This is a genomic window from Streptomyces sp. 3214.6 (genome assembly GCF_900129855.1).
Classification (GTDB): domain Bacteria; phylum Actinomycetota; class Actinomycetes; order Streptomycetales; family Streptomycetaceae; genus Streptomyces; species Streptomyces soliscabiei.
The window spans coordinates 8,673,211-8,693,778 of the sequence record NZ_LT670819.1; the positions used below are offsets into that span (position 1 = coordinate 8,673,211).

Annotated in this window: 21 protein-coding genes; 7 read left to right on the plus strand and 14 right to left on the minus strand. The window is 72.3% G+C overall.

Annotation, left to right across the window (positions count from 1 at the left end):
- Positions 1-30: 30 nt before the first annotated feature.
- The 3 genes from B5557_RS39120 to B5557_RS39130 are packed head-to-tail and all read left to right on the plus strand — an operon-like array spanning position 31 to position 2,773.
- Positions 31-795 (plus strand): GNAT family N-acetyltransferase, encoded by a 765-nt coding sequence (locus B5557_RS39120; protein WP_099938284.1) that lies wholly within the window; start codon positions 31-33, stop codon positions 793-795.
- Positions 795-1,706 carry a lysophospholipid acyltransferase family protein gene (locus tag B5557_RS39125; RefSeq protein ID WP_079663934.1) on the plus strand — a complete coding sequence of 304 codons (912 nt, stop codon included), beginning with the start codon at positions 795-797 and terminating at the stop codon, positions 1,704-1,706. The genes B5557_RS39120 and B5557_RS39125 overlap by 1 nt, the downstream gene beginning before the upstream one ends.
- An 11-nt stretch (positions 1,707-1,717) precedes the next feature.
- Positions 1,718-2,773 carry an NAD-dependent epimerase/dehydratase family protein gene (locus B5557_RS39130; protein WP_079663935.1) on the plus strand — a complete coding sequence of 352 codons (1,056 nt, stop codon included), beginning with the start codon at positions 1,718-1,720 and terminating at the stop codon, positions 2,771-2,773.
- Here B5557_RS39130 and B5557_RS39135 read toward each other — a convergent pair.
- A complete protein-coding gene (locus B5557_RS39135; protein WP_079663936.1) occupies positions 2,770-3,810 on the minus strand; it encodes an LLM class flavin-dependent oxidoreductase in 1,041 nt (346 codons plus the stop codon). The genes B5557_RS39130 and B5557_RS39135 overlap by 4 nt on opposite strands.
- Before the next feature lie 70 nt (positions 3,811-3,880).
- Positions 3,881-4,051, minus strand: a complete 171-nt coding sequence (gene rpmF, locus B5557_RS39140; RefSeq protein WP_079663937.1) for a 50S ribosomal protein L32 — start codon at positions 4,049-4,051, stop codon at positions 3,881-3,883.
- Between the two features lie 491 nt (positions 4,052-4,542).
- Between rpmF and B5557_RS39145 the strand changes: the two genes are divergently transcribed.
- Entirely contained in the window at positions 4,543-5,034 is a 492-nt protein-coding gene (locus B5557_RS39145; RefSeq protein ID WP_079665235.1) for a phosphatase domain-containing protein, read from the plus strand.
- Between the two features lie 6 nt (positions 5,035-5,040).
- Here the strand turns inward: B5557_RS39145 and B5557_RS39150 are convergent, their stop codons facing one another.
- The 5 genes from B5557_RS39150 to egtA form a co-directional block, all read right to left on the minus strand.
- Entirely contained in the window at positions 5,041-5,256 is a 216-nt protein-coding gene (locus tag B5557_RS39150; RefSeq protein WP_079663938.1) for a dodecin, read from the minus strand.
- A gap of 82 nt (positions 5,257-5,338) precedes the next feature.
- Positions 5,339-6,301 carry an L-histidine N(alpha)-methyltransferase gene (egtD, locus tag B5557_RS39155; RefSeq protein WP_079663939.1) on the minus strand — a complete coding sequence of 321 codons (963 nt, stop codon included), beginning with the start codon at positions 6,299-6,301 and terminating at the stop codon, positions 5,339-5,341.
- The gene (gene egtC, locus B5557_RS39160; RefSeq protein WP_079663940.1) at positions 6,298-7,089 is read right to left on the minus strand and encodes an ergothioneine biosynthesis protein EgtC; all 792 of its coding nucleotides are present in this window, start codon (positions 7,087-7,089) and stop codon (positions 6,298-6,300) included. Before egtC ends, egtD begins: the two co-directional genes overlap by 4 nt.
- Positions 7,089-8,480 (minus strand): ergothioneine biosynthesis protein EgtB, encoded by a 1,392-nt coding sequence (egtB, locus tag B5557_RS39165; RefSeq protein ID WP_079663941.1) that lies wholly within the window; start codon positions 8,478-8,480, stop codon positions 7,089-7,091. The genes egtC and egtB overlap by 1 nt, the downstream gene beginning before the upstream one ends.
- Complete coding sequence (gene egtA / locus B5557_RS39170) at positions 8,477-9,787, minus strand: ergothioneine biosynthesis glutamate--cysteine ligase EgtA (RefSeq protein ID WP_079663942.1); 1,311 nt, start codon at positions 9,785-9,787, stop codon at positions 8,477-8,479. Before egtA ends, egtB begins: the two co-directional genes overlap by 4 nt.
- A gap of 340 nt (positions 9,788-10,127) precedes the next feature.
- Here egtA and B5557_RS39175 point away from each other — a divergent pair, with 340 nt between their 5' ends.
- A complete protein-coding gene (locus B5557_RS39175) occupies positions 10,128-10,958 on the plus strand; it encodes a TIGR02452 family protein (protein ID WP_079663943.1) in 831 nt (276 codons plus the stop codon).
- Positions 10,959-10,965: 7 nt separating this feature from the next.
- Here the strand turns inward: B5557_RS39175 and B5557_RS39180 are convergent, their stop codons facing one another.
- The 3 genes from B5557_RS39180 to B5557_RS39190 all read right to left on the minus strand — a co-directional run bounded on the left by B5557_RS39180 (position 10,966) and on the right by B5557_RS39190 (position 13,331).
- The gene (locus B5557_RS39180; protein WP_079663944.1) at positions 10,966-11,418 is read right to left on the minus strand and encodes a type II toxin-antitoxin system PemK/MazF family toxin; all 453 of its coding nucleotides are present in this window, start codon (positions 11,416-11,418) and stop codon (positions 10,966-10,968) included.
- 46 nt (positions 11,419-11,464) lie between these two features.
- Positions 11,465-12,958, minus strand: coding sequence for a flotillin family protein (locus B5557_RS39185; RefSeq protein WP_079663945.1), 1,494 nt, complete (start codon positions 12,956-12,958; stop codon positions 11,465-11,467).
- A gap of 154 nt (positions 12,959-13,112) precedes the next feature.
- On the minus strand, positions 13,113-13,331 hold the full coding sequence (locus B5557_RS39190) for a hypothetical protein (RefSeq protein WP_173877785.1): 219 nt from the start codon (positions 13,329-13,331) through the stop codon (positions 13,113-13,115).
- A 207-nt stretch (positions 13,332-13,538) separates the two neighbouring features.
- Here B5557_RS39190 and B5557_RS39195 point away from each other — a divergent pair, with 207 nt between their 5' ends.
- Positions 13,539-14,927 (plus strand): glycoside hydrolase family 43 protein, encoded by a 1,389-nt coding sequence (locus tag B5557_RS39195; protein WP_079663947.1) that lies wholly within the window; start codon positions 13,539-13,541, stop codon positions 14,925-14,927.
- A gap of 113 nt (positions 14,928-15,040) precedes the next feature.
- Entirely contained in the window at positions 15,041-15,727 is a 687-nt protein-coding gene (locus B5557_RS39200) for a phosphatase PAP2 family protein (protein ID WP_079663948.1), read from the plus strand.
- A 10-nt stretch (positions 15,728-15,737) separates the two neighbouring features.
- Here the strand turns inward: B5557_RS39200 and B5557_RS39205 are convergent, their stop codons facing one another.
- From B5557_RS39205 to B5557_RS39220, 4 genes are read right to left on the minus strand one after another with little or no spacing between them, the layout of a single operon-like run.
- The gene (locus tag B5557_RS39205) at positions 15,738-17,135 is read right to left on the minus strand and encodes an MATE family efflux transporter (protein WP_079663949.1); all 1,398 of its coding nucleotides are present in this window, start codon (positions 17,133-17,135) and stop codon (positions 15,738-15,740) included.
- Entirely contained in the window at positions 17,135-18,193 is a 1,059-nt protein-coding gene (locus B5557_RS39210) for a cysteine synthase family protein (RefSeq protein ID WP_107472681.1), read from the minus strand. The genes B5557_RS39205 and B5557_RS39210 overlap by 1 nt, the downstream gene beginning before the upstream one ends.
- 17 nt (positions 18,194-18,210) lie before the next feature.
- Positions 18,211-19,563, minus strand: coding sequence for an amino acid decarboxylase (locus B5557_RS39215; protein ID WP_079663950.1), 1,353 nt, complete (start codon positions 19,561-19,563; stop codon positions 18,211-18,213).
- Positions 19,560-20,549 carry an ornithine cyclodeaminase family protein gene (locus tag B5557_RS39220; RefSeq protein ID WP_173877786.1) on the minus strand — a complete coding sequence of 330 codons (990 nt, stop codon included), beginning with the start codon at positions 20,547-20,549 and terminating at the stop codon, positions 19,560-19,562. The genes B5557_RS39215 and B5557_RS39220 overlap by 4 nt, the downstream gene beginning before the upstream one ends.
- Between the last annotated feature and the right edge of the window lie 19 nt (positions 20,550-20,568).

The following is a 20,568-nucleotide window of genomic DNA, read 5'->3' on the forward strand; positions in this document are numbered from 1 at the left end:
CGCTCGGCGCAGGAGACCTCCATGACCGCCATGCCCGTCTCGCCCCCCGCCCTTGCCGTCCCGCCCGGCGGTTCCGGCTACCTCGTGTCGCTCGCCCGTGACCTGGACGACGTCCGGGCCGCGCAGCGGCTGCGTCACCAGGTGTTCGCCGGGGAGCTGGGCGCCCTGCTCGACGGCCCGGAACCGGGCCTGGACACCGACGCCTTCGACGCGTACTGCGACCACCTCCTCATCCGGGACAAGGGCACCGGCGAGGTGGTCGGCACCTACCGGCTGCTGCCGCCCGAGCGGGCCGCGGTCGCCGGACGGCTGTACTCCGACGGCGAGTTCGACCTGAGCCGGCTCGACGCGATCCGGCCCGGCCTGGTCGAGGTCGGCCGCTCGTGCGTGCACCCCGCCCACCGCGACGGCGCCGTCATCGGCCTCATCTGGGCCGGGATCGCCCGCTACATGGTGGACCGCGGCCACGAGTGGCTGGCCGGCTGCTGCTCGGTTCCGCTCGCCGACGGCGGCGCCCTGGCGACGGCGACCTGGGACCGGGTGCGCGAGAAGCACCTGGCGCCGGAGGAGTTCCGGGTACGGCCGCTGCTGCCCTGGACCCCGAACGGCGCCGGCCCGGTCTCCCGCACCGAACTCCCGGCGCTGCTGCGCGGCTATCTCCGCCTCGGCGCCTGGGTGTGCGGGGAGCCCGCCCACGACCCCGACTTCGGCGTCGCCGACCTGTACGTGCTGCTGTCGATGCGCCGGGTCAACCAGCGCTATCTGCGGCACTTCCTCTCCCTCGTCCCGGCCTGATGAGCGTCTGGCTGCCCAGCGCACCCTGCACCCCGCGGGCGTGCGTGGAGACGACGGCTTCCCTCACGGCCGTACCGAGGGCCGTGCTGCGGCTCACGTCGGTGGTCGTGCTGGTTCTGGTCGGGGTCGTGCTGTCACCGGTGGGACGGTGGATACCGGATCGCGTGGTGCGGTCGTGGAGCCGGGCCGTGGTGCGGGCGGCGGGGGTGCGGATCCGGGTGACCGGCTCGCCCGCGCCCACCGCCACCGGGCTGCTCCTGGTCGCCAACCACATCTCCTGGCTGGACATCCCGTTGCTGGCCGCCGTCCGCCCGGCCCGGATGCTGGCCAAGGCCGAGATCCGGCGGTGGCCCGTCGCGGGCGCGCTGGCCGCCCGCGGCGGCGTCCTGTTCATCGACCGCGACCGGCTGCGCGCCCTGCCCGCCACGGTCACCCGGATCGCCGACGTGCTGCGGGCCGGGCGGGCGGTCGCCGTGTTCCCGGAGGGCAGCACCTGGTGCGGCCGCGCCCAGGGACACTTCCGGCGGGCCGTGTTCCAGGCCGCGCTGGACGCCCGCGTGCCCGTCCAGCCGGTACGCATCCGCTACCTGGACCGCGCGGGCGGGGCCAGCACCGCGGCGGCGTTCGTCGGCGACGACCCGCTGCTCGCCTCGCTGTGGCGGGTGGTGTCGGCGCGGGGTCTGGTCGCGGACGTCGAGGTACTGCCGGCGCTCGCACCGGGCGGTCACCCCGACCGCAGGTCGCTGGCGGCCGACGCCGGGGCCCGGGTGCAGGGCGGGACGCACGAGCGGCGGATCCTCGCACCGGCCGACCGGCACGGCCCGCTCGGCGGACGCCGGTCCGGCGAATTCCCGGTAAGCAAGGGGGAGATGGCCGTCCTTGATGGGATCATGACGCGACCCGACCTCTGAGGGGAGCGCGCGTGAGCGGAAGCCCGGCCGGCCGGACGGTACTCGTGACGGGAGGCAGCGGCTTCGTGGCCGCCCATCTCGTGCAACAGCTCCTGGAACGCGGCCACCACGTCCACACCACTGTGCGCGGCACGGCGAACACGGCCAAGCTCCGTCCCCTGCACGCCCTGCGGGACGCCCATCCCGGCCGGCTCGACCTCTTCGAGGCGGACCTGCTGACGGAGGGCTCCTTCGACGAGGCGGCGAAGGGCTGCGCGGTGGTCTTCCACGTGGCCTCGCCGTTCCTCATGCCGGAGAAGATCAAGGACGGCCTGCGGGACGTGGTGGAACCGGCCCTGCTGGGCACCCGCAACGTCGTGGCGGCGATCGAGCGCACGGAGACCGTCGAGCGCCTCGTCTTCACCTCCACCGTGGGCGCGATCTTCGGCGACTACGCCGACGTACGTCAGATGGACGACCAGACGCTGTCGGAGAAGTACTTCAACACCACCAGCACGGTGGAGAACAACCCGTACCACTACGCCAAGACCGTGGCGGAGCAGGCGGCCTGGGAGGCCGAGGCGGCGCAGAAACGCTGGCGCATGGTCTCCGTCAACCCCGGCCTGATCCTGGGCCCCTCGCTCACCCCCGCCTCGGACTCGGGCAGCCTGTTCCTCCTCGACGAGCTCTTCAAGGGCTACTTCTTCTACGGCGCCCCCGACTTCAGCTTCACCACCGTCGACGTACGGGACGTGGCGGCGGCCCACATCGCGGCGGCGGAACGCCCCGAAGCACACGGCCGGTACATCGTCGCGGCCGAGGAGATGACCTCCTTCCACCAGATGGCGAGAGCCCTGCGCAAGCACCACCCGCGCAACCGGCGGCTGCCCCGGACCGCCCTCCCGCACTGGCCGGTCCGTGTCCTCGGCCCCGCCTTCGGCCTCTCCCAGGACTACATCCGGGCGCACCTCGGCATCCGCTTCCGCGTCGACAACCGCAGAAGCACCGAGGAACTGGGCCTCACCTACCGCCCGATCGAGGAAACCCTGCTGGACCACTACCGCTCCTGGCAGGAGCAGCGGAACTAGGACCTGTCCGGGGAGAGCGGCGGTCGGCCGCCGCTCCGCTCGCCGTGCACGATGCCGGCCAGCCGGCGGTAGGAGTCCAGGAGCGCCGCACGGTCGTACGTGCTGGTCGTGACCAGGACCTCCTGCGCTCCCGTCTCCTTCAGCACCGTCTCCAGTTCGTGGGCGACCTGCTCCTCGGCGCCCGCGAGGTGACCGGTCAGGCCGGACTCGTAGAAGCCGCGCTCCTTCGCGGTCATCGTGCGGGCCTCGGCCTCCTCCGCGGGCGGCAGCGGGGGGAAGGTGCCCCGGGTGCGCGAGTGCGCCATCGACCAGGCCTCCGGGATCAGCAGCCGCCGGGCCGCCTCGGGAGTCGCCGCCACGGCGATCGTCCCGGAGATGACGACATAGGGTTCCACCGCCCAGGCGGAGGGCCGGAAACGGGTGCGGTAGCGATCGACGCCCCGCCGCATCTTCTCCCTGTCGCGCAGGTCGCCGATGACCATCGGCAGCCCCGCGCGGGCGGCGATCTCCGCGCCCTCACCCATCGCCAGTACGAACGGCGGCACGGTCAGGCCCTGCGCCGGGTACGCGTGCACGCGGGTCGGGGAGGCGCCCCGGAACCAGCCGAGCAGTTCCTCCAGCTGGGCCGCGAAGTCGTCGGCGTCGTCCTTGTCCCGGCCGAGAGCCCGGCGCACCCCGTCGGTGAAGCCCACCGAGCGGCCCAGGCCCATGTCGATCCGGCCGGGGAAGAGCGATTCCAGCACGCCGAACTGCTCGGCCACGACCAGCGGCCGGTGGTTGGGCAGCATCACCCCTCCGGTCCCCACGCGGATCGTGCGTGTCGCCCCGGCCACGGCGGCCGCGAGCACGGTGGGCGCCGAACCCGCCACGCCGGGCACGCCGTGGTGCTCGGAGACCCAGAACCGGTGGTAGCCGAGGCGCTCGGCCTCCTGCGCCAGCGCCACGGTGTCCCGCAGCGCCTGGGCTGCGGTGTGCCCCTCGCGGATGCGGGAGCGGTCGAGGACGGAGAAGCGGGCCGAGGCGATCACGGAACTCATACCGGGTGCAACGCCTGGCGGCCCGCAGGATTCCTCGGCGGGCGCAGCGCGACCGGGTACGGCGGCGCGGTCAGGCGTCGGGGCGCAGCAGTCCGCGCTCGTAGGCCTTCACCAGATGCTGGGGCACGAGGTGACGGACGCCGTCGACGGTGACCGGTACGAGTCGCGGCGTGCTCGCCTTCCACTGGGCGCGGCGGTGCCGGGTGTTGCTGCGGGACATCTTCCGTTTGGGGACGGCCATGGGAACCTCCTCGATCGGCTCGGGATGAGCTTCGAGGGACGCTATATGAAAATGGATCCCATTAGCAATTGGCCCTCTCGGGCTGCCGGGGCGGGCTGGGCCGGGCGCGCGGCGGCGCCGGGTCAGAATCGTGCCCCGACGGCCGCCCCGCTGCGTGGGACCAGGAACGACGGGGCGGACGGCAGCGTGCCGTCGGCCGCGGGCGCCGGTGAGCGGCCCGGCGTCCGTGCTCAGCACCGAGGACGCGTCCCACGTGCCGCCCAGATCCCAGGAGCCAGGGTCCTGGGCGCGGCGGACGCCTCGCCCGCCGGGCCCGCCACCGTCGCCAGTGCCGCACTCAGCACCGCTGCCGTCCAGATCGACGCGTTGCGCATGGGCTCTCCCGCCTCCGTCAGTCCACTGTGCATGCTTGCCGTCGTTGCTGCCGCAGGGCAGTGGGCGCCGGGGGCGGGAAGGTTGCCGGGGTCGGCGATCTGTTTAGGGTGAGCTTCGTGACCGACAGCAGCAAGAGGCCCCTCGCCGTGTTCGACCTGGACAACACCCTCGCCGACACGGCCCACCGCCAGCGGTTCCTGGAGCGCGCACCGCGCGACTGGACCGCGTTCTTCGCGGCAGCGCCGCAGGACCCGCCGATCCCGGAGGGCATCGCGCTGGCGCTGGCCCACGCCGAGGAGTGCGAGGTCGTCTACCTCACCGGCCGGCCCGAGCGCTGCCGCCGGGACACGCTGGAGTGGCTCGCCGCGCAGGGTCTGCCGGAGGGGCGCGTCCACATGCGACGCAACGACGACCGCAGGCCCGCCCGGCGCACCAAGCTGGAGATCCTCAAGCGGCTCGCCGGCACCCGGGAGATCCGGGTGCTGGTCGACGACGACGAGTTGGTCTGCGCGGACGCCGAACGGGCGGGATTCACCGTCGTACGGGCGCGCTGGACCGCCCCTTCCGCCGCGCTGGAGACCGCGCAGGAGCGGGAGGGGCGGACCTGAGAGCCGTCAGTCGGACTCCTCCAGCCGGAAACCGACCTTCAGGCCCACCTGCCAGTGCTGGATCTGCCCGTCCTCGATCTGGCCGCGCACCTGGGTCACCTCGAACCAGTCCAGGTTGCGCAGGGTCTGCGAGGCACGGCTGATCCCGTTGCGGACCGCCTGGTCGACGCTGTCGGGCGACGTACCGACGATCTCCGTGACCCGGTAGGTGTGGTTCGACATGCGGGTGCTCCTCTCCGCCGTGACGGCTGTGTCACGCGTCACTCCACCGTGCCTCAGTCCGCCGTGGAGCGCGAGCCGTCCGTCACCGCACCGTGCTCAGCGACAGGGCGAAGCGGCCCTGGGCGTCGGTCCACCAGTGGGTCAGCTCCAGTCCGGCGGCGGACAGTTCCGCGCGTACGCCCTCCTCCCGGAACTTCGCCGACACCTCGGTGCGCAGTTCCTCGCCGGCCGCGAAGTCGACGGCGAGGTCGAGCGCGGGCACCTTCACGGTCTGCGCCGTACGGGAGCGCAGTCGCATCTCTATCCACTCGTGCTCCGGGTCCCAGAGCGCGACGTGGTCGAACGCGCCGGGGTCGAAGTCGGCGCCCAGTTCACGGTTGACGACGGCCAGGACGTTCTTGTCGAACAGGGCCGTCACCCCGGCCGCGTCGTCGTACGCCCGCACCAGCACACCCTCGTCCTTGACGAGGTCCGTGCCGAGCAGCAACGCGTCGCCCGGCGCGAGCAGCGCGCGCACCGAGGCGAGGAACACCGCGCGCTCGGCCGGCAACAGGTTGCCGATCGTGCCGCCGAGGAAGGCGACCAGGCGCGGGCCCGGAGTGTCCGGCAGGGCCAACCGCGCGGTGAAGTCGGCGATCAGGGCGTGGACGGTCAGCCGCGGCCGCTCGGCGATCAGGGCCTGCCCGGCCTGGGTGAGGGCGCTCTCGCTGACGTCGACGGGCACATAGGTGTCCAGTTCCGTCAGCGCGTCGATCAGGTAGCGGGTCTTCTCCGAGGAGCCCGAGCCGAGCTCGACGAGGGTGCGGGCGCGGGCCGCCGCCGCGATCTCGCCGGCCCGGGCCACGAGGATCTCGCGCTCGGCGCGGGTCGGATAGTACTCGGGCAGTTCGGTGATCCGCTCGAACAGCTCGCTGCCGTGGGCGTCGTAGAACCACTTGGGCGGCAGCGTCTTGGGGGTGGCGGTCAGGCCGCGCCGGACGTCGGCGCGCAGGGCGGCGTCCGTGGCGTCCTCGGGGAGGGTGCGGGTGATGTGGAACGGGCTCACGTGCCGGTCTCCTTGCGGGGTGCGGATGCCACGTCCGGGCTCGGGTCCTTGAGAGGGGTGAGCAGGACGTCGGCGCGGCTCGCCGCGAGCAGGGTGCGGTCGGGGACCTCCTGCCAGCGCGGATCGTCGTCGTAGGGTTCGGAGGCCACGACCGTGCCCCGGCCGGGCTCCGCCAGATACCAGAGGGTGTCGCCCCAGGCGGTCGCCGTGATGGTCTCGCCGTTGGTGAGGAGCAGGTTGAGCCGGGAGCCGGGGGCCGCCGCGGCGACCTCGACCACCGTGTCCGTCAGCGCCTGACTCTCCGTGTCCCCGCCGCGCAGCCGGGCCAGGACCAGCGCCCACACGAACGCCGAGTCGTTGCGGGCCTCCATCGACAGCAGCTCGGCGGCCGGCAGGGAGCCGGTGAGCGGTTCCAGCGAGCGCGGCCAGCCCGCCACCGCTCCGTTGTGGCTGAACAGCCAGCTCCCGGCCGCGTACGGAGCCGCCGCGGCCTCCGCGTCGGCCCCGGCCAGCGTCGCGTCGCGGACGGCGGCCAGCAGTGCCCGGCTGCGCACGACCCGGGCGAGGTCGGCGAAGGACAGGTCGGCCCAGATGGGCCCGGCCCGGCGGTAACGCGCCGGCACCGGATCCCCCTCGGCGTACCAACCCACCCCGAAACCGTCGGCGTTGACCGTGCCGTACCGCTGCCGGCGTGGTGCCCACGACTGGCGGTACAGGGCGTGCGGGGGCTCCACGAGGAGCCGGCCGAGTGGCTCCTCGTGGCCCAGATAGGCGAGATGACGGCACATCAGGCGGCCCCGGCCGAGCGGGCGGTGCGGAACCCGGAGAAGATCTGCCGCCTGATCGGGTAGTCCCAGTTGCGGAACGTGCCCCGGCAGGCCACCGGGTCCACCGCGAACGAACCGCCGCGCAGCACCTTGTACTCGGGGCCGAAGAACACCTCCGAGTACTCCTTGTACGGGAACATCCGGAACCCGGGGTACGGGAGGAAGTCGCCGGCCGTCCACTCCCATACGTCGCCGATCAACTGCCGTACCCCGAGCGGGGATTCACCGGCCGGGTAGCTGCCGGCCGGAGCCGGGCGCAGATGGCGCTGGCCCAGGTTGGCGTGCTCGGGGCCGGGATCGGCGTCGCCCCACGGGTAGCGCATCGAGCCGCCGGTCACCGGGTCGAAGCGGGCCGCCTTCTCCCACTCGGGCTCGGTGGGCAGCCGGCGTCCGGCCCAGCGGGCGTAGGCGTCGGCCTCGTACCAGCACACGTGCAGCACCGGCTCGTCGGGCGGGACCACCTCGGTGACCCCGAAGCGGCGGCGCAGCCACTGCCCGCCGTCGCGCCGCCAGAACAGCGGGGTGTGGATGCCGTGCCCGCGGATGTGCGCCCAGCCCTCCTTCGTCCACCAGCGCTCCTCGTCGTAGCCGCCGTCCTCGATGAACGCCTGGTACGCGGCGTTCGTCACCGGGGTGGTGTCGATGTGGAAGGCCGCCACCTCCCGCTGGTGCGCGGGCCGTTCGTTGTCCAGCGCCCAGGGTTCGCCGGACGTGCCCATCGTGAACGGGCCGCCGGGGACGAGGACTTCGGACGGGCCGGCGAACAACGGCACCGGGTCGGGGTCGGGGGCGGTCAGGGCCTGCGGGCCGGTGCGGAGCTGATGGGTGATCAGCATCGTCTCGTCGTGCTGCTGTTCGTGCTGGGCGATCATCCCGAAGGCGAAGCCGGCCTCCGTCAGCCGGGTGCCCTGGAAGTCGGCCGACTCCAGCACGTCCATCACCCGGCCGCGCACCTCCGCCGCGTACTGGCGGGCCTCGGCGGGCGGCAGCAGCGGCAGCGAGGGCCGTTCGGCGCGCGAGTGCTCGAAGGCGTCGTACAGGCCGTCGATCTCGGGGCGCATCGCCTCACGGCCGGCCACCGCGCGCAGCAGCCACAGCTCCTCCTGGTTGCCGATGTGCGCGAGGTCCCACACCAGCGGGGACATCAGCGGGGAGTGCTGGGCGGTGAGGTCGGGCTCCTCCACGCAGCTCGTCAGCAGCGTGGTGCGCTCCCGGGCCGTGGTGAGCGAGGCGAGCACGCGGGCGCGGAGGGTCTCCGCGTCCGGGGCGGCCGCAGCGTCCCCGGCCGACTCGACGGCCGGCGCGGGCTCGGTGTCCAGTGCGGCCTCGGTGTCCAGTGCGGGCTCGGTCATGTGCGGAGGTCCTTCCCGTACGCGCGGGTGTCCGTGCCGCGCAGGCGGTCGAGCTGGTCGTCGGCGGGGGTGCGGCCCTTGAGGACGTAGCGGTCGAAGTAGTCCGTCACCGCGTCCATGACGCCGTCGTCGGCGCCGAGGCGGGGCAGGGCCCGCAGCGCCGTGGTGAAGCAGGCGACGGCGACCTCGTGCAGCTCGGGGTCGGCCAGCCCGTAGCGGGCCGCGTCGATCCACAGCGGATTGTGCGGGGCCGGCAGCGGCTGGGCGCGCTCCGCCAGCGGCTTCACGGTGCGGTAGGCGTTCTCGGCCGCCTCCGGGTCGTCGAACAGCGCCGCCGTCACGGCGAGCGGGACGATCCAGCCGTCATCGCCGGGCTGCGCGTCGATCATGCGCAGTTCCAGGTGGCCGCGCGGTCTGACCGGCGGGAACAGGGTGGTGAGGTGGTAGTCGAGATCCTCCTGGGTCGGCTCTCCCGCCCGGGTCCACTCCCGGAACGTGAGCCGCTCGGGCACGTCCCACGGCCCGCTGTCGCGCCGGACGCACATCACCGGCGCGTCCAGCACATGCCGGGCCCAGGCGGCGCGTGGATCGCCGTCCAGGGCGGGTCCGCCCGCCCGGCCGGCGCCGATCTCCATCCACAGCAACTGCCGGGTGGAACGCCAGCCGGTGGGGTTGCCGTCGAGCAGCGGGGAGTTGGCGAAGGCCGCCACCAGGACCGCGCCGAGCATGTGCGACAGCCACCAGCGCCGTCCGTGCCCCAGCGGGCCGGGCTCCTCGTACCCGGCGTCCAGGCAGACCTGCACGGAGGCCGAGGTGCACATCATGGCGCGGCCGGCCGGGCCCGTGCGGTCGAGGCAGGCCTCCATGGCGTCGTAGCGGGGCTCGTGCAGGAACCGGCGGGGTGGGTGCCAGGGGTCCGTGCCGTTGCCGGAGAGGGCGAGTCCGTGCTCGGCCAGGGCCGCGCGGACGGCGGCGAGGTCGGCGGAGACGGTGCCCACGCACTCCATCAGGGAGGCGGCGGGCGGGGAGCTCAGTTCCAGCTGACCGCCTGGTTCGACGGTGAGCGGCGAGCTCAGCGGCACGGTGCGCAGTGCGGCGTAAGCGGTTTCGAGTTGTTCAGTCGTGACGGGGAGCTGCGGCGAGCGCAGCTCGTGGACGAGCCATTCCACCTCGACCCCGACGGTGCGGGGCGGGCCGGTCTTGAAGCAGATGCCCCTGACCAGGGCCTCCACCTCGGCTTCGGTGAGGGCGGTGCGGCGCTCGGTACCTTCGGTGCTGTCGGTACAGTCGCTGACCGAATCGGACATGTCGGGATCCTCCTGAGATTCCACCATGCCACCGGTCCAGCCTCGGTGCGGCCGGACCGGCATAGCTCGTCCCACCCAAGTCCCTCGAAACGAATCGCACAAGGGTGCACAACGGCACTTTTGGGACCGGGAATGCTGGATTCCCTGCTTATTCCATGCCTATTTCGAGCTGTTTCCTATGTGTTTTCGGCGTGTCGGCGCGGGGTTACCCGGCCCTGGAAACCCTGTTGCACCAGGTGTCCAGGATCGCTCACGATGCGTGCATGAGCACGGCGGGGGAGGCGGGCGGGGCGCGAGTGACCGCGCGGCGCGCGACCATGGAGTCCACGGGGGTGGCGCCATGAGCGCGCGACTGCGCGGTATCGCCCGCGAGACACAGGAGATCGTCGCCGCGGGCGGCTACCGCGCGTCCGACGGGCGCGAGGTGCCCCTCGCGGCGGCGATCGAGGCGGCCCGGGCGGCAACGCGGACGGCGGGACCGGAGCCGGTCGCCGTGCCCGAGCCGGTGGCTCCGGTCGCGGACACGCTGATCGAGGTCACGGGCGAGAGCACCCTGGAGGCCGCCCGCCGGCTCGCCGACACCGGCCCGGTCGCGGCCTTGAACTTCGCCTCCGCCCGCAACCCCGGCGGCGGCTATCTCAACGGCGCCCAGGCGCAGGAGGAGGCCCTGTGCCGGGCCTCCGCGCTGTACACCTGCCTGCTCACGGCCCGGGAGTTCTACGACCACCACCGCGCCCACCGCGACCCGTTCTACACGGACCGCGTCATCCACTCACCGGTCGTGCCCGTCTTCCGTGACGACCGGGGACGACTGCTGGACGAGCCGTACCCCGTCGGCTTTCTGACGGCCGCCGCGCCCAACGCGGGCGTGGTGTCGCGGACGGCGCCGGAGCGCACGTCCGAGCTGCCGCGCGCGCTGGCCGTCCGTGCCGAGCGCGTCCTGGAGACGGCCGCCGCGCACGGCTATCAGCGGCTCGTCCTGGGCGCGTGGGGCTGCGGGGTGTTCCGTAACGATCCCACGCAGGTGGCGGGGGCGTTCCGGGCCCTGCTCGCCCCCGACGGGCGGTTCGGGCAGACGTTCGACCATGTGGTGTTCGGAGTGCTCGACCGGACGCCGGGCGGCGCGGTGCGGGGCGCCTTCGAAAAGACGTTCGCCCTCTTCGGGGTCTGACAGAGCCTCAGGTCCAGCCGTAGCGCTCATGCAGCCGCTGTCGGACCAGGTTGAACCGCATCCGGTCCAGCGCGCAGGCCTCGCGGCGCATGCCGTCCTCGTGGAGGCGCAGGATGCGGTCGACGTCCACCCAGGAGTCCCGTCCGGTCCGGTCCCAGGGCCCGCTCCCGATCGCCACCCACTCCCGGTCGCCGTCATGCCGTTTGCTCGACAGCTGCACGGCGAGGAAGGTGCCGCCCGCCTCCCGGGCGACGACGAGCACCGGGCGGTCCTTGCCCCGGCCGTCGTTCTCCTCGAAGGGCACCCAGGTCCACACGATCTCGCCGGGATCGGGGTCGCCGTCGTGCGCGGGGGAGTACTCCGTGCGTACCCGGCCGGTCTCGTGGGGGTCGGCCTCGGTCGTGGCGGAGGGGCCGAAGCGGCCCGGGACGTCTGCATCTGCATCGGTAAACGCGGTCACGGGGGCACCTTAGAGGCTGCCCCCGTGACCGCGTTTCACCGCCGGGTCACTTCTCCTCGACCGGCACCCGCTGCGACGGCGGGCCCGAGGGCGGGCTCGTGATCCCGTTGAGGGGCGAAGTCCCGTGCGGGGCCTGCCCGTTCTGGTTCATCGAGGCAAGCAACTGACGGGCCAGACCGAGTCCCGTCCCGCCCATGGTGAGCGCCTTGGCGAACACGTCCGCCATGCCGTCCGCGCCGTTGAGCAGCACCATGTTGTCGACGTTGCCGAACGCGGACGCGCCGGCCCGCACGATCTCCGGCCAGTTCTCGGCGAGTTGCTGGGCGACGACCGCCTCCTGGTTCTCGGCCAGCGCGGCGGCCCGGGCCTTGATGGCCTCCGCCTCCGCAAGACCCTGCGCCTTCGTCGCCTCGGCCTCCGCCAGGCCCCTGGCCTGCGCGGCGGCCGCCTCGGCCTCACCGGTGGCCCGGGTCGCGGCGGCGGTGGCCTCACCCCGGGACTTGGTCGCCTCGGCCTCGGCGCCGGCGGCCTGCTTGACCCGGCTCGCCTCGGCGGCGGACGCGAGCTCGGTCTCCTTCGCCTTGGCCTGCGCCGCCGAGATCCGGGCGTCGCGCTCGGCCTCGGCGAGCGTGCGCTTCTCGTAGGCCTTCGCGTCCGCGGGCTTGCGGACGTCCGCCTGCAGCTGCTGTTCCCTGCGGTGCGCCTCGAGTTCGGCGACCCGGGTCTCCTGGACGACGACCTCCTGCCGGGCGGCCGCGTCGGCGAGAGGCCCCGCCTGACGGGCCTTGGCGCCCGCCTTGTCCCGCTCGGCCTGGTAGCCGGCCTGAAGGATCTCGCTGTCCCGGGTGGCCTCCGCCATCCGCGCGAACGAGGCCTGTTCCGCCTCCGTGGCAAGACGGTTCGCCTCCGCCTGGGCGATGCGCGCGTCCCGCTGCACGGCCGCTGCGTGCGGCATCGCCAGGTTCCGGATGTAGCCGGTCGGGTCCTCGATCTCGTGGATCTGCAGGGAGTCCACGATCAGGCCCAGCTTCTCCATCTCCGTGCCGCAGGCGGCGCGGGTCTGCCCGGTGAGCTTCTCCCGGTCGCGAATCATGTCCTCGACCGTCAACCCGCCCACGATGGACCGCAGATGACCGGCGAAGACGTTGTGCACCCGCTCCGACATCAGCTTCTGCTGGTCGAGGAAGCGCCGGGCCGCGTTGGCGATCGACACGAAGTCGTCGCCCACCTTGAAGATGACCACGCCCCGCACCTTGAGCGGTATGCCCTGGTGCGTCACGCAGTCCACATGCAGTTCGGTCTCGTTGAGATCCAGCGACAGCTTGCGCACCACCTGCACGCCGGGCATCACCAGCGTGCCGCGCCCGGTGACGATACGAAAGCCCATCCCCGCTTCCAGGCCCTCGGTGCGGTGGTTGGAGCCGGAGATGACGAGTGCCTCGTTGGGTTCCGCGACCCGCCACATCATCTTGAACAGACCGAGCAGAACGAGAACGGCGAGAGCCGCCGCCCCCGCAACGACGCCGACAATCATCGGCATACGCCCCCTTTGGATGGTGCCCTGTCGGCACCGAACGAAGGGAGTGTGCGCCTGCCCGAGTCCAGGTTGAAGACGCCGGGGAATCCTTGTTGCAATCTTGACGCTTACGTTCCCGAAGGCGCACCAACCCGCTCTCAGCTGGGCCGGAGCAGGCTCAACTGTCGTAGGCCGGGGTGACGTAGACCGTTCTGGGCGGCAGGTGCTCCACCACCATCACCACCGTGCCGCACTCGATGCAGCCCGTGCCGTCCGCCGGGTAGGCGAGGAAGTGCTCGGCCCCGCCGCGCACCCGGACGATCACCTCGCCCACGAGGCCCGGCCCGATCGCCCCGGTGACCCGCCCCATGAGCCCGACCATCGACGCATCGTCCATGGTCACAGGGTACGGGTGGAACCCGCTCGGCCCGCCGGGCGGTTCGCGACCGTTTTCCCGCGCCCAGGATGCGTGCCACAGCCGTCCCACAGGCATCTTCTGTTACTGCGCGAAGGATTGACGTGTTCCTGCCTCACCCCTACCTTCCGATCGATGTTCCGAACTGTGTTCGGAATTTCGAACCTTGAGCCGTAGGAGAGCCGCACCATGACGACACGTCCCCCCGCTCCGTCCCGCCGTGCCCTGCTGCGTGCGATGGCCGCGCTGCCCGCCGCGGCACTCGTGCTGGGCGAGGCGCCCGGCCTGCTCGGCACGGCCCTCGCCGCCGCGCCGGCCGCCGGATCGGCCACCCGCTACACCATCGTGCCGTTCCTCAACAGCAACGACGGCATGGTGAACGTCTACCAGTCCGACGACGCCACCGACTTCCGACTGGTGCAGTCCTCCGCGTACACCCCGCCCAGCAACCGCATCCGCGACGCGAGCGTCTTCAAGCACACCAACGGCTACTACTACATCACCTACACCACCCACACCTGGCAGGACGCCAGCACCACCATCGGCTTCGCCCGCAGCTCCGACCGGGTCAACTGGACGTTCCTGTACGACTACACGGTCCCGATCGCGAACCTCTCCCGCGCCTGGGCGCCGGAGTGGTTCGTCGACAGCGACGGCAGCGTCAACGTCATCGTGTCCTGCTCGGTGACCAGCGACGAGTGGATCTTCACCCCGTATCTGCTGAAGGCCACCAACTCAGCGCTCACCGCCTGGAGTTCACCGGTCGCCCTGTCCGGCATCGGGTCGAACCACATCGACACGTACATCGTGAAGATCGGCTCGACGTACCACGCGTTCACCAAGAACGAGACGGCGAAGTACATCGAGTACGGCACCGCGTCCAGCCTCGCCGGCCCGTACACGATCACCAGGACCGGCGACTGGGCGGGCTGGGGCAGCTACCGCGAGGGCCCGTCCGTCATCCAGCTCGACAACGGCGGCTGGCGGATCTTCTTCGACGGCTACGGCGACGGCAACTACTACTACAGCGACAGCTACGACACCTTCGCCACCTGGACCGCGCCGAAGGCCCTGCCCGGCATCTCGGGCACGGCACGCCACTTCACGGTGATCAAGGAGACGGTGACCGGCGGCCTGGCCATCACGAAGAACGCCACGCGCTCCCTGCGCTCCGCGAACTACACCACCCGCTACTGGCAGGAGCAGTCCGCGCTGCTCAACCTGCCCGTGGTGACCAGCTCCAGCACCACCGCAGAGAAGCAGGCGTCCACCTTCACCGTCGTGGCGGGTCTCGCGGACGCGAACGCCTACTCCTTCCGCGACACCTCCGGCAACTATCTGCGCCACTACTCCTTCCGGGGCCGCTTCGACGCCAACGACGGCACATCGACCTTCGCCAGGGACGCCACGTTCATCGCCCGGACGGGCTCGACGAGCGGTGCGATCCGTTTCGAGTCGTACAACTACCCCGGCTACTACCTGCGCCACTACAACTACCAACTCAGCGTGGAGCAGTCGGACGGCACGGACCTCTTCCGGCAGGACAGCTCCTTCGTGCCGGTGGCTGCCTGGGTCTGACCCGTCCTCCCTTCGGGCGATCGCTCCTCGACCCCCTTTCGTCTACAGTGCGCTGGACCGTCTACGTACCTGTGGTCAACCGGGCTCGTTCCGGCAGGAAAGAGGTCGCGGCCATGGCCCTCCTGCTCGCCTGCGTCTGCCTCGCGCTGTTCGCCGCCCTCGCCACGGCCGTGGCCGTGCGCGAGGGCGCACCCCTGCCGGGCGACCGCGCCGTCCACGCCTGGTCGCTCGCGCACCGGCCTCCGGTGGCCGAGGCGCTGGCGCGCGGGGTCACCGTGACGGGCGGGGGCGTCTGGCCGTATCTGATCGCCGTCGCGGCCGGGTTGATCGCCGGACGATCGCCTCGGGAGCGGCTGTGGTCCGTGGCGGTCGCCGTGGGCGTCCTGCTCGCCGGGCAGTTCATCCGCTTCGGGCTGATGGAGTTGCTCGCCCGCGCCCGTCCGGCCCCCGCCGACTGGGTGGCGGCCGCCTCCGGCTACGCCTTCCCCTCCGGCCATGCGACGACCTCGGCGCTGGCCGCCGGTCTGCTGGCCTGGGCGGTGCTGCGGCGGACGGCGCCCGCCCGGGCCCGGACGGTATGCGCCGTGGCCGCCTGCTGGGCCGTCGCCGTAGGCCTGAGCCGCGTGTACCTCGGTGTGCACTGGCCGAGCGACGTCCTCGGCGGCTGGCTGCTGGCCGCCGCCTGGCTGAGCCTGTGCGCGCAGGTGGCGGCCCGCCGCCTGCCCGGGTTCACGACCCGTACGCCGCAGGAGCCGGGGGCGGAGGATCCTCCTCGGCGAGGCCGATCAAGCCCCGGGTGACCGGGACCCCTCAGGGGGTGGCGATCGCCGGGGGCGCGGTGTGGAGGGTGAGGGCGTGATTGAAGCGGCGCAGGAGGAGCAGCGCGGTGGTTCCGAGGCCGATGAGGAGGCCCAGCCAGATGCCCACGGTGTCCCAGCCGGCGGCGAAGCCGAGGAGCGCGGCGGCCGGGAGGCCGACGAGCCAGTAGCCGACCAGGGTGACCCGGAAGCCGCCCTTGGTGTCGTCCAGGCCGCGCAGCAGGCCGACGCCGATGTTCTGGGTGCAGTCGAAGAACTGCAACACCGCGGCGATCAGCAGCAGATGCGTCGCCAGATCGGTGGCGGAGGCGTTCTCGCTCTCGAAGAACGGCGCCAGCACCAGCCCCGGCACGGTGACGTACACCAGCGCCACGACCGCCATCACCGCGGCGGCGCACGCCAGCGCCGTCGACTTCAGCCGCTGGGCCGCCGCCGTGTTGCCGAGGGCCAGTTCACGGCTGACGCCGAGGGACGCGGCATGGGAGAGCCCGACCGCTGTCTGGAACACGATGTACACGAGCTGGTTGACGGCCGTGTGCGCGGCGAGCGCCGCTGTGCCGAAGCTGCCCACCAGCAGCGCGACCACCGAGAAGAAGCCCGCCTCGGAGCCGTAGGTCGCGGCGATCGGCGTGCCGAGCGAGACGAGCCGCCGCAGGGTGGCCGGGCGGGTCTTCCAGATGCTCAGCGACAGCAGCGGGGCCAGTCGTGGGTCGCGGCGGGCGGAGGCGTACAGGGCGAGGCACGACAGGGTGTACACCGACGTCGTGGCGAGCCCGATGCCCGGCAGACCGAGCTTGGGCAGGCCCCAAGTGCCGTGGATGAAGACCCAGTTGAGTCCGGCGTTGACCGCGATCGAGGCGATCGTGATGCGCAGCAGGGCCTGTGGGCGGCGCATACCGACGGTGAACTGGCGGATCGCCTGGAACCACAGACAGGGCACCAGTCCGGGCGCCATCGCGTACAGCACGGGCTTCGCCGTGTCGACGACGTCCGGGTCCTGGCCGAGGAACACCACGGCGTGCCCGATCAGCACCATCAGCACCGCCCCCGCGAGACCGGCGAGCGTGGACAGCAGCAGGCTCGCCCGGACCAGGTCCCGGACCTCCTCGTGAGCGGCCTCCGCCGCAGAGCCCTCGGTCTCGGCGCGCGCGTCGGCCGAGGCGACCTGGTTGCCGACGGCCGTGACCAGGCCGACGCCCATGGTCCGCAGCTGATTGAAGATCACCATGGCGAGACCGCCGGCGGCGAGGGCCTCGGTGCCGATGAGACCCATCATGACCGTGTCGGTGGTGGTGAGCGCGACCTGCGCGAGCTGGGTGAGCGCCAGCGGGACGGCGAGCGCGGCCAGGGCGCGGCCGTCGGTGAGGAAGCGGGCGAGGACGGGGGGCATCAGTTCTTTTCCTGCGAGGTTCGTGGGGAGTCGGTGCGGCGGAGCTTGGCCATCAACTCCTCGACCTCACACTCCACTTGGGGCGAGAGGAGGTCGCGGTCGGCCATCCAGTCGTCGTCGAAGACGGTGTCCATGTATTTCTCGCCGCCGTCGTTGATCAATGCGACCACCGTAGTGCCGGGCGGCAGGGCGGACATCCGGGTGAGGGCCTCGTACACCACCCCGCCCGCCGAGCCGCCGAGGAGCAGCCCGGTGCGGCGGGCGACGGCCCGGGCGGTGGCGAACGCCTCGACGTCCTCGACCTTCGCCCCCTCGTCCAGCAGCGCGTAGTCGACCATGGCCCCGATCGTCGCACCCTCCGGAGTGCCGGTGCCGGACTGGTAGTAGTCGTGCGCGGGCGGCCCGAAGGCGATCGAACCCTTCGGCTCGACGCCGACGATCCGCACCCCGGGCACGGTCTCGCGCAGCACGCTCCCGGTCCCGAACAGTCCGCCGCCGGTGCCGACCGCGCCGATGAGGATGTCGATACGACTCTCCAGGGCAGCGTCGAGCTCCCGGGCCACCGCGTGGTAACCCACCCCGTTCGCGGGGTTGTTGTGCTGCTCGGTGAAGTAGGCGTTGTCGGACTCGGCGGCCAGTTTCTCCGCGAACTCCTCGCGGGCGGCGGTGGCCAGTTCCCCCTCGCCGGCGTCGGCCACGTACACCAGCTCCGCGCCGAGCGCCTTCATCGCGCGCAGCTTGTCGACGGCCGCGTGACGGTCGACGACGGCGGTGAAGGTGTAGCCGCGCTCGGCGGCCACGACGGCGAGCCCGAGCCCGGTGTTGCCGGAGGTCGATTCGACGATCCGGCCGCCCGGGCGCAGCAGTCCACGTTCCTCGGCGTCGAGGACCATCTGCCGGGCCATCCGGATCTTGGCGGTGCCGGTCGGGTTGAACTGCTCCAGCTTCAGCAGCAGCCGGACGTCGCTCTCTGTCCGGCACAGCTCGAACAGCGGGGTGGCGCCGATGAGTTCGGAGACCTGCCGCACGATGGGCGGCCGGTACAGGGGGTCGTCCATGGAGGCTCCAGGGATGCTCAGGCGGGATGGCGGTCGAGGCGCCAGCGGAAGGGGGAGGACTGGGCGGACGCCGACTGTTCGACGACGACCTTCGGCGGCAGCGGCAGCTCGTGGAACGGCGACTCGTTGGAGTCCATCTGGTAGCCCGCGGTGTTGAGGTACACCAGGAGGTCGCCGACGGCGGGCCGGAGCGGGAAGGGGATCTTGCGCCAGGTCAGCATGTCCGACTCCAGGCAGGTGGCGGCCCCCACGCACGCCGGGTACGGCCCCGCGTCGGCGACCGGACGGGACCCGGCCGGCACGAGCACCGGGTCCGGCAGGAACTCGCTGTCGAACCACTGTTCGGACAGGCTGAGACTGCTGCCGTCGACGGTGAGGACCGCGTACCCGTCGCGCTCCTTCACGCCCTGCACCCGGAACACGGTGAACCCGGCCTGGTCCAGCAGCGCCCGGCCCGGTTCCACGAGCAGCGTGACACCGGCCGCCCGCAGCAGCGCGGCGAGGCTCGTGTGCTCACCGGCCGGGGTGGCCGCCAGCATCGTCCGCAGGGCGTCGGCGCCGGCGACGGGGGAGTGGTAGGGATAGAAGCCGCCGAAGGACTTCCCCGCGTGGAAGTGCTCGGGCCGCCGGCTCTCCTCGAAGCGCCGCCAGTCCTCGGCCGCCACATAGTCGACGGCGAAGCCGCCGCCGACGCTGACCCGGTCGGCCCGCAGACCCAGCTCACGGGCGCGCCCGCACAGGTGGACCAACTCGACGGCCAGATCGGCGCGTTGGCGGACGTCGTAGCCGGAGAGATGGAAGCTGAACCCCTCCATGTCGACGGGTCCCTCGACGCAGCGCGTCAAGGCGCTCGCCAGCTCGCCGTCGTCGAGGCCGAAGCGGCTGTGCGGCTGCTCCGGCGGCAGACGGCGCAGCAACACCCGTGCCGTACGCGCCAGTTGATGTGACATTGCGATCAGCCGGTCCAGCTCGTCGAGGGCGTCCACGGCGATCAGCGCACCCTGGAGCACGGCGACGCGCAGCAATGCGTCCGTCTTGGCCGGGCCGGTGACGACGAGGTCCGCGCCGCGGACCCCCGCCGCCAGCGCCTCGCGCAGTTCCCCGTGGCTGGCCACGTCCACGCCCAGGCCGGCCACGGCCGCCCGTCCGGCGTAGACGGCCGCCTTGTTGGCCTTCTTGGCGTAGTACACCCGTCCGTCGACGCCCGCCTCGGCGAACACCTCCCGGAAGGCCGCCGCGTTGGCGTCGAAGCGTTCAGGGAACAGCACGTGGTACGGGCCGCCGAGGCCGTGGCTCAGCTCGTGCAGCAGCGCGTCGGCGAGCAGGGAGCGCACCTCGGGGGTGGTGTGCGAGGGGAGTGCCGTGGTCATTTCCACAGCGGCACCGCCGTGCCGAGCCCCTGGGCGAGGGCGAGCTGGGCGAACCGGTGGCCGAGCGCGATGTCGGTGACGACGAGTCCGCTGTTGTAGGCGAAGATCCGCTGCCCCGGGTCCGTTCGGCCGACGGCCCGGCCGGCCAGCACTTCGGGGAACTCGGCGTCCACGTCCCGGAGTTCACCGCTCGCGTCGGCCATGTCGGTGCCGGTGACGCGCATCTGGGCGGCGCTGGTGGCGATGACCCGGTCGGCCCGGTGCAGGGTCGAGGGCGCGATGCCGTAGCCGACGAGGACGCAGAGCGCGGCCGGCCTGAGCCACTCGGCCTCGACGGACGCGGGGGTGTTGGGCCCGGCCGTGGCGAGCACGATGTCCGCGTCCTCGGCTGCCGCCCGCAGGTCGGTCACGACCTCCACCTCGCGGTCGGGGAAGTGGGCGTGCAACTGCTCGCGGACCGCCCGGATGCCGTCCGGGTGTGTGCCGAACAGCATCAGCCGCTCCAGGTCCGGCCGCGTGGTCAGCAGGAACGGCAGCGCCAGCCGCCCCTGTGTGCCGGTGCCGACGACCAGCGCGCTGCGGGAGTCCGGGGCGGCCAGTTCACGGGCCAGCAGGGCCGAGACCGCGGGGGTGCGCAGGGCGCCGACCCGGCCGCAGTCCAGCATCGCGACCGGCAGCCCGCTCTCGTCGTCGTACAGGGTCAGCGTCGTGTAGTAGTGCTGCTTGTCACGGTCCTCGTGCAGGCCGTGCTTGTACGACGTCTTCACCGCGACCACGCCCCGCACCCCGTCGCGGCCGAGCATCGCGTACGCCACCGAGTGGCCGTCCTGCGGCTTCACGGTGAGCTTGCGCGGGTTGTCGGACCGGCCGTCGGCCAGTGTGCGGTAGGCCTGCTCCACCACGGAGACCACGTCGGACAGCGAGATGTCGATACCGGCCACGTCGCTGGTGCTGAGGATGCGCAGAGTCGTGTCGTCGGACGCCATGGTGCTCCCCCTGAGTGCC

What these genes read in the sequence shown, in the direction of transcription:
- egtA (WP_079663942.1), bottom strand. Translation starts at nt 9,787, where the DNA reads ATGTCCGATTCGGTCAGCGACTGTACCGACAGCACCGAAGGTACCGAG.
- B5557_RS39200 (WP_079663948.1), top strand. Translation starts at nt 15,041, where the DNA reads ATGGCCCTCCTGCTCGCCTGCGTCTGCCTCGCGCTGTTCGCCGCCCTC.
- B5557_RS39190 (WP_173877785.1), bottom strand. Translation starts at nt 13,331, where the DNA reads ATGGACGATGCGTCGATGGTCGGGCTCATGGGGCGGGTCACCGGGGCG.
- B5557_RS39210 (WP_107472681.1), bottom strand. Translation starts at nt 18,193, where the DNA reads ATGGACGACCCCCTGTACCGGCCGCCCATCGTGCGGCAGGTCTCCGAA.
- B5557_RS39220 (WP_173877786.1), bottom strand. Translation starts at nt 20,549, where the DNA reads ATGGCGTCCGACGACACGACTCTGCGCATCCTCAGCACCAGCGACGTG.
- B5557_RS39185 (WP_079663945.1), bottom strand. Translation starts at nt 12,958, where the DNA reads ATGCCGATGATTGTCGGCGTCGTTGCGGGGGCGGCGGCTCTCGCCGTT.
- egtB (WP_079663941.1), bottom strand. Translation starts at nt 8,480, where the DNA reads ATGACCGAGCCCGCACTGGACACCGAGGCCGCACTGGACACCGAGCCC.
- B5557_RS39135 (WP_079663936.1), bottom strand. Translation starts at nt 3,810, where the DNA reads ATGAGTTCCGTGATCGCCTCGGCCCGCTTCTCCGTCCTCGACCGCTCC.
- B5557_RS39175 (WP_079663943.1), top strand. Translation starts at nt 10,128, where the DNA reads ATGAGCGCGCGACTGCGCGGTATCGCCCGCGAGACACAGGAGATCGTC.
- B5557_RS39195 (WP_079663947.1), top strand. Translation starts at nt 13,539, where the DNA reads ATGACGACACGTCCCCCCGCTCCGTCCCGCCGTGCCCTGCTGCGTGCG.
- B5557_RS39215 (WP_079663950.1), bottom strand. Translation starts at nt 19,563, where the DNA reads ATGACCACGGCACTCCCCTCGCACACCACCCCCGAGGTGCGCTCCCTG.
- rpmF (WP_079663937.1), bottom strand. Translation starts at nt 4,051, where the DNA reads ATGGCCGTCCCCAAACGGAAGATGTCCCGCAGCAACACCCGGCACCGC.
- egtC (WP_079663940.1), bottom strand. Translation starts at nt 7,089, where the DNA reads ATGTGCCGTCATCTCGCCTATCTGGGCCACGAGGAGCCACTCGGCCGG.
- B5557_RS39150 (WP_079663938.1), bottom strand. Translation starts at nt 5,256, where the DNA reads ATGTCGAACCACACCTACCGGGTCACGGAGATCGTCGGTACGTCGCCC.
- B5557_RS39205 (WP_079663949.1), bottom strand. Translation starts at nt 17,135, where the DNA reads ATGCCCCCCGTCCTCGCCCGCTTCCTCACCGACGGCCGCGCCCTGGCC.
- B5557_RS39120 (WP_099938284.1), top strand. Translation starts at nt 31, where the DNA reads ATGCCCGTCTCGCCCCCCGCCCTTGCCGTCCCGCCCGGCGGTTCCGGC.
- B5557_RS39125 (WP_079663934.1), top strand. Translation starts at nt 795, where the DNA reads ATGAGCGTCTGGCTGCCCAGCGCACCCTGCACCCCGCGGGCGTGCGTG.